General features: G+C 49.7%; 5 protein-coding genes. All 5 read left to right on the top strand.

What is annotated here, in order from left to right; translation table 11 throughout:
* Window positions 1–220 precede the first annotated feature (220 nt).
* On the top strand, window positions 221–1,150 hold the full coding sequence (gene pstC, locus ACFQ88_RS09245) for a phosphate ABC transporter permease subunit PstC (protein WP_239633155.1): 930 nt from the start codon (window positions 221–223) through the stop codon (window positions 1,148–1,150).
* Entirely contained in the window at window positions 1,147–2,004 is an 858-nt protein-coding gene (pstA, locus tag ACFQ88_RS09250; RefSeq protein ID WP_379453903.1) for a phosphate ABC transporter permease PstA, read from the top strand. Before pstC ends, pstA begins: the two co-directional genes overlap by 4 nt.
* Before the next feature lie 6 nt (window positions 2,005–2,010).
* Window positions 2,011–2,769, top strand: coding sequence for a phosphate ABC transporter ATP-binding protein PstB (gene pstB / locus ACFQ88_RS09255; protein WP_275590482.1), 759 nt, complete (start codon window positions 2,011–2,013; stop codon window positions 2,767–2,769).
* Between the two features lie 18 nt (window positions 2,770–2,787).
* On the top strand, window positions 2,788–3,447 hold the full coding sequence (gene phoU / locus ACFQ88_RS09260; protein ID WP_239635315.1) for a phosphate signaling complex protein PhoU: 660 nt from the start codon (window positions 2,788–2,790) through the stop codon (window positions 3,445–3,447).
* Between the two features lie 170 nt (window positions 3,448–3,617).
* A partial coding sequence (locus ACFQ88_RS09265) for a discoidin domain-containing protein (protein WP_379453904.1) occupies window positions 3,618–7,553 on the top strand: 3,936 nt, incomplete at its 3' end.

Below are 7,553 nucleotides of genomic sequence, written 5' to 3' on the forward strand. Positions count from 1 at the left end.
GTGCCGGGTCTCTTTTTTTTGCGGCTTGCGACATATTTCGCCAAGAAAAACAGAAAGCCGACATGATGTTGACCTTCATAAAATTTTTACATTGTCTTAACAATTCAAATGTATGGCTTTTACAATTATCCTCTATGATGAAAAAGAACGAAAATGCAACGTGCTGCACTGCGGTATGCACCGCAAATTCGGGAAGTAATGAATAGGGGGCAAGAGGAAAGTGAATTCTTTCGCTGACAAGCTAAATGAGCGAGCTAAACTAGAAAAAAAAGTGAGCCAGTGGACCAAACAACAAAACCGCTACGATCAAACCATGAGATGGATTTTTGTCGGAAGCGCCGTTCTGGTTTCGGCTATTATCTTTTCGATTATTGCTTTCGTCGGATTGCAGGGAGTCAAGACCTTCACCGGCGTTACTCCTTGGGAGTTCTTCTTCTCTCACGATTGGACGCCAAGCCAGAATAAATTCGGGATCTTCGCCTTTTTGTACAGCACAATGCTGCTGACGCTGTTATCTGTAGTATTGGCTGTTCCGCTGGCTTTATCCGGTGCCGTGTTTATGGCCAAGATTGCACCGAAATGGATGCGCGAAATTATGCGTCCGGCCACGGACTTGTTCGTCGGTATTCCTTCCGTTGTATACGGCTTGATCGGATTGACGGTCATCGTGCCGATGCTTGCCAAAACTACGGGCACAATCGGTTACGGAATTTTGCCGGCTGCCATTATTTTGGCGATCATGATCCTGCCGACGATTCTGTCGATTTCCGAAGACGCCATCCGGGCGCTGCCAGGCCGATTGGAAGAAGCATCGCTTGCTCTAGGAGCAACCAGATGGCAAACGATATGGAGAGTTCTCATCCCCGCGGCTCGTCCAGGGATTATTACAGGTATCATCCTCGGTATGGGCAGAGCGATCGGTGAGACGATGGCGGTATTCATGGTCATCGGGAACTCGCCGCAAATGCCGGGCTCCCTGCTTGAATCTACGACGGTTTTGACCACAGCGATTGTTAAGGATATGGGGAATACGAATTACGGCACGACTTGGAATAACGCGTTGTACTTAATGGCGTTGATGCTTCTTCTGATCTCCTTAACGCTTATCATCGTGATCCGATTTGTTTCGAAGAGGAGTGAAGTGAAATGACCAGCAAAACGACAGATCGTATCGCCACCGGTTTTTTCTGGATAACCGGCATCATTATTTTACTGCTGCTGGCATGGTTTCTAATCCGTATTTTGGGTGACGGCTTGCCGCATCTTTCATGGAAATTCATTACCGGGAAGCCGCAGGAGATTATGGCGGGCGGCGGCGTCGGGCCGATGCTCTTCAACTCCTTCTACATTTTGTTCTTATCCTTGCTGTTCTCCCTGCCTATCGGCATCGGGGCGGGTGTGTACTTATCCATATATGCCAAACAAAACAGGTTTACCGATTTTATCCGTATTTCCGTAGAAGCTCTATCTTCCGTACCATCAATCGTATTCGGTTTGTTCGGATTTCTCTTGTTCGTCAATTTGTTCGGTTTGAAATTCTCGATTATCGGCGGAGCGGCTACCTTGTCGCTGCTCAACCTGCCGGTCCTGGTCCGGGTAACGGAGGAATCGCTCCGCTCGGTGCCCGAATCGTACTGGGAAGCTTCACTTGCACTCGGCTCCACCCGTTGGCAAGCGATCCGCAAGGTGCTGCTGCCAGCTGCTATGCCAAGCCTGATTACGGGGATTACGCTGGTTGCCGGACGGGCCTTGGGCGAATCCGCCATTCTGATCTATACCGCGGGCTTGTCGGTTTCACGGTTTTTCCCGGACTGGAGTCCGCTCGCAATGGGTGAAACGCTGGCGACGCACTTATGGTATGTGCAATCGGAGGCAATTGTTCCGGATGCGAAGCAAATCGCTCAAGGCAGCGCCGCGCTGCTGCTCATTGTCGTACTGGTGTTCAACCTGCTGATCGGAATTCCTAGCCGTATTTTACAAAAAAGACTTTCCGGGGGGAAATAAATCGTGATAGAGAAAAATAAGATTAAAGTAGAGAAGCTGAATCTATTCTATGGGGAGAACCAGGCGCTGCACAGCATCGGGCTGGAAATCAAAAACAACTCGATCGTTGCTTTGATCGGTCCTTCCGGCTGCGGCAAATCGACGTTCCTGCGTACATTGAACCGAATGAACGATTTGATCGACAGCGTAAGAATTAACGGCAGCATCTATGTCGACGGGCAAAACATCTACGGCCAGGAGATGGACGTCGTATCCTTGCGCAAAAAAGTCGGCATGGTGTTCCAGCGTCCGAACCCGTTCCCTATGAGCATCTATGACAACATCGCGTATGGTCCGAGAATTCATGGAACGAAGAAGAAAGCCGTTCTCGATGAAATCGTAGAAAAAAGCCTGGTTCAGGCTGCGCTGTGGGACGAGGTCAAGGACCGCTTGAACAAATCCGCCCTAGGCTTGTCCGGCGGTCAGCAGCAGCGGCTGTGCATTGCCCGCCTGCTGGCGGTTGAACCGGATGTTCTGCTGATGGATGAGCCTACATCTGCGCTGGATCCGATTTCCACCTTGAAAGTGGAAGAGTTAACACAAACATTAAAAGAAAAGTACACGATTATCATCGTTACGCACAACATGCAGCAGGCAGCAAGGATTTCCGATTATACCTCTTTCTTCCTGAACGGCGAATTGATTGAATCCGACCAAACGGATAAAATCTTTACTGCCCCTACGGATCAAAGAACGGAAGATTACATCACCGGGCGTTTCGGATAACGGAAGGGAGCTATTATGGTGGACACCAGGTCTAATTTTCACCAAAATGTAGATGAGCTTCAACAATTGCTGGTCAAAATGGGTACACTAGTGGAGGAATCGATCTCCCAAGCGGTAGATGCTCTGGCGAGGCTTGACGAGAAGCTGGCCAGACAGATCGTCACGGAGGATGACATTATCGACGAGATGATGCTCGATATCGAGGAACGTTGCTTACGCCTCATCGCTCTTCAGCAGCCGATGGCGGGCGATCTCCGCATCATCGGCACCGCTTTGAAAATCGCCACCGACTTGGAGCGCATCAGCGACCATGCGGTGGATATCGCCAAAATCGCGATTCGCCTGTCCGGCGAGGAGCTGATCAAGCCGCTGGAGGACATTCCACGCATGGCGCTGCTTGTCCGCGATATGCTGCGTGAAAGCTTGCAGTCGTATACCGAGCGCAACATTCATCGCGCCGCGGCGCTTGCGGAGAAGGATGACGAGATCGATAAAATGTACAGCACGCTGATGAATGAAATTCTCGGCTTGATGAACAGCGAATTCGCCCGCAACCGTCAGCTGTCGCAGCTTATGTTCGTAGCGCATTATCTGGAGCGCGTAGCGGATCATTGCACGAATATCGGCGAAGGCGTTATTTATATCGTTACGGGAAAGCGGAAGGATTTAAATATTTAAGTAAGGGAGACCGTTCGTACGGTCTCTTTTTTTGCTGTGGGGAGGCAGGAAAAAACAACATAAAAGAACGTATGCCAACACAAAAAAACATAATCACTCCGAGCATTCCCTTCCTTATAATGGAACTTTGTATGGTGACGTTTTCAATTATTGAGGAGGGTGTTGTCATTTTGAAAGACGTAGTTCAACGTTTCAAGCTTGGAGTAGTAGCTCTACTGATCTTTTCGTTGCTGCTTCCAAGCGGTCTGCTTGTTCAGCCCAATCCGGCTCGCGCAGCTGAGCTGATCAACCTGGCATTGGGCAAGACAGTGAAAGCCAGCACATCATCGAATGCTGCCAGCAACGGTCCGGAGAAGGCGGTTGACGGTAATACCGGAACGAGCTGGAATTCCAACAGTAAAGATCTAAGCCCTTGGTTGCAGGTCGACTTCGGAGGCGTTCAGACGTTTAACGAAGTGAAGCTGAACTGGAGACCGAACAATGTGAAGGAAATGAAGGTTCAATATTTGTCTGACAGCTCCGTATGGACGGACGTGTATGTCGTTCGGAATGCGTTTCCTAACAGTACGGTAACGGATACGATAGATTTTGATCCCGTGTCTTCGTCATCAATCCGGATCCAGCTGCATTTCGATTCGAAAAACTTCCAATTGTACGAGCTGCAGGTGTATAACAATCCTAACGCCGTACCGCCAGCTGAGAAATTGAGCAGCATCATCCTTACGGATGCTGGTAACCACGTATATAACGAAAACGAGGTTGTTTCTCTTGCGGCCGGCGGAACCAAATCATTTCTATTAAAAGGAAAGCTGGATAACGGAAACGATGCCGTTTTATCGAGCGCTACGAATTTTTTCAAAAGCTCGGACCCGTCTATCGCAAGCGTTGATAAGAACGGTAATGTTACCGCTATCAAAGATGGGAAAACCACTCTGACGGCGGATGCTATCATAGGAGGCGTACTTAAAGGGATCACCATTCCACTAGAAGTGTACGATCCGGTGGCACAGAGCAATATCGCTTTGAACAAAAGCGCCACGGCCAGCTCCGGGAATGCTGCATTTGCCGTTGACGGCACGAACACAGCCTGGGTTCCTTCCACCGCGGATGCTACGGACGATAAGCAATCGTCGCTTACCGTGAACTTGGGCGAGACGTACTCGTACAATCGCTCGACCATCCGCTTTACGGATTCGGATAAGCTGAATGGGTATACGATTCAAGCCTCTGAGGACGGAACCGTATGGAAAGATGTGTATACAAAAACGGGGACGATTACAACGAATGAATCGGTTATTTTCCCGAAGACAAGCGCTAATTATGTGAGACTGCAGCTGCACCATTTGTCTGCAGGAAGCGCGGTTGCCGAGTTTGAGCTGTATGGCGGGTTACTGGATATTTTGAACAATATCAATTTCTTCGATGCCACGAAGACGTATCAATTGAACGATACGATTTATTTGAATAAAGGTAATACAAAGACGCTGCAGTTGAAAGGCAATCTTACAAGGAACCTCGAGGAGAATGATCTTTCCAAGGCAACGGTAAGTTTTGAATCGAAAAATACTAAGGTAGCTACCATCGATGCAAACGGGAAGATCACGGCAGTAGAGGAAGGCGTCGTTCTTATTGTCGGGAAGGCTTCCTTAAACGAAAAAACGGTTTACATAAGCATTTGGGTGGACGTTACGAACCCGAATAAGGATTTAAGCCCGCTTATCGCGGATCTGCAATTGTCACATTCAGATATGAAAATGGAGATAGGCCAACCGGCTCTTGTGAACATTGGCGCCGCGTATCCGGCAGTGACGGTAAGTCCTTATGTGAATGCTTCGGTAAGCGCCGAGCTTGTACGTAACGGCAATGAAATTGTTCAGTCCATTGAGCCTAATGCGGTCCAAACCGGAGGGAAGCATACCATTGCAATTGATGGCAATGTTGCGCAATATGGCGATTATCAAATTCGGTTAACGATCGTGACGGGAAGTAAGACCGTTTATGATACGTTTTATTTTACCGTATTGGATCCCCAAGCGATTCCTACGGATCAAAGCAGCATCGTGTATATGGGGCCGGACAACAAGCTCCTATATATTCCCGATTTTAAGGGCAATCGAGTGCTTGACTTCTCTAATGTCGGTTATAAAGGAGGAGGCGTGAAGCTTCCGGATGCTCCGGTGAAAGCTACGGTAGAACCTATCCAGGGAGATGCGACGCAGCTGATTCAGGAGGCGATCGATCAGGTATCCGCCATGCCGGAAGCAGATGGTATCCGCGGTGCGGTGCTTTTGAAAAAAGGCCGATATGAAGTAAGCGGAACGTTGAAAATTCAAACCGGAGGCGTCGTGCTGCGGGGCGAAGGACAAGACGAGGCGGGCGGTACGGTTATATATGGTTCGGGCACTAAAGCGAGATCCTTAATCGAGGTTGGTAACAGTACCGGGCTGCAGATCGATACGAGCACGGCAACCGAAATTACCGACATGTTCGTGCCTTCAGGAGCGCGTACGTTCCGTGTAGCGGATGCGAGCAAGTATAACGTCGGCGATACTGTAATCGTGCGTCGTGTGGGGAACCAATCATGGATCCATGAAACCGAGATGGATAAAATTTATGACAGGCCGGACAGACCGGATGCGGTGCCGGGCTCTACGTCACAGATGACTCCGTTTAATCTGGATTTTGACCGGGTGATCGACAAAATAGAAGGCAACGTGATTACGGTCGATGCGCCGATTGCCAATTCCATCGAGCTCCGCTGGGGAGGCGGGCAGCTGATGAAGTACAGCGATCAGTCCCGTATCCAAAATGTAGGCGTGGAGTACATGTACGTCGATTCGGCTTTCGATCCGAGCATTATCGATACGGTCATGGATAATGATACGACCGACCCTTACCTCGCCGATGAGAACCACGTTGAGGAATTCGTCGTCATGAACGGATTGAAGAACGGCTGGGTTCGTAACATTACAGCCAAGCACCTGGCTTATTCCTTGGTAAAAATAGACCGCAACGCCAAATGGGTAACGGTGCAGGACAGCAAAATCACCGACTTTGTCAGCATCGTAACAGGCGGAAGAAGATACGCTTATTACTTTGTTGGTCAATTGAATTTGGTGCAAAGATCGTACTCGGAATCGGAGCGGCACGCGTATGTGTTTGACAGCAGGATTCCTGGCCCTAACGTCATTCATGACAGTGAATCGCAGAAAAATTACAACTCGAGCGAACCGCATCATCGCTGGTCTACCGGAGGCTTGTTCGATAAGGTGAAGGGCCATATCGTCATTCGGGACCGCGCTTGGCTGGGCAGCGGCCATGCTTGGGCAGGAGCAAACTATGTAACTTGGAATACGGAAGGCATCCTGACCTCCCAGCAGCCTCCTACGGCGCAAAACTATGCTATCGGACATGTCGGCACAAAAGGAAATCCGCTAGTGCCGAATGAGTATGACCCTCGTCCGCGAAACGACGCCTACTGGGATCATCTCGGCACTCATGTGAAGCCGGACAGTCTGTATTTGCAGCAGCTTCAGGATCGCCTGGGCCAAGAAGCGGTCGACAACATCAAGCCACCGTTGACAGCACCGACCGGTCTGACTGCAACAGCAGGAGATGCCCAGGTCAGCTTGAAATGGAGCAGTGTAACAGGAGCCACTTATTACAATGTGAAACGCAGTACGACTCCGGGAACAGGGTATGTTACGGTAGCGGCAAATGTGGCGAATACCCAGTACGCGGACACTGGTTTGGAAAACGGAACAACCTATTACTATGTAGTGACAGCAGGGAATACTGCTGGGGAAAGTGACGCATCAACCGAAACTAGCGCCCAGCCAAAAGCAAGTATTGTAATCCAGGTACCAGCGGCACCGACCGGTCTGACTGCAACAGCAGGAGATGCCCAGGTCAGCTTGAAATGGAACAGCGTGACAGGAGCCACTTATTACAATGTGAAGCGCAGTACGACTCCGGGAACGGGGTATGTTACAGTGGCGGCGAATGTAGCAAATACCCAGTACGCGGACATTGGTTTGGAAAACGGAACAACCTATTACTATGTAGTGACAGCAGGGAATACTGCTGGGGAAAGTGACGCATCAACT

The organism is Paenibacillus sp. NPDC056579, from assembly GCF_042793215.1.
Lineage (GTDB): Bacteria > Bacillota > Bacilli > Paenibacillales > NBRC-103111 > Paenibacillus_S.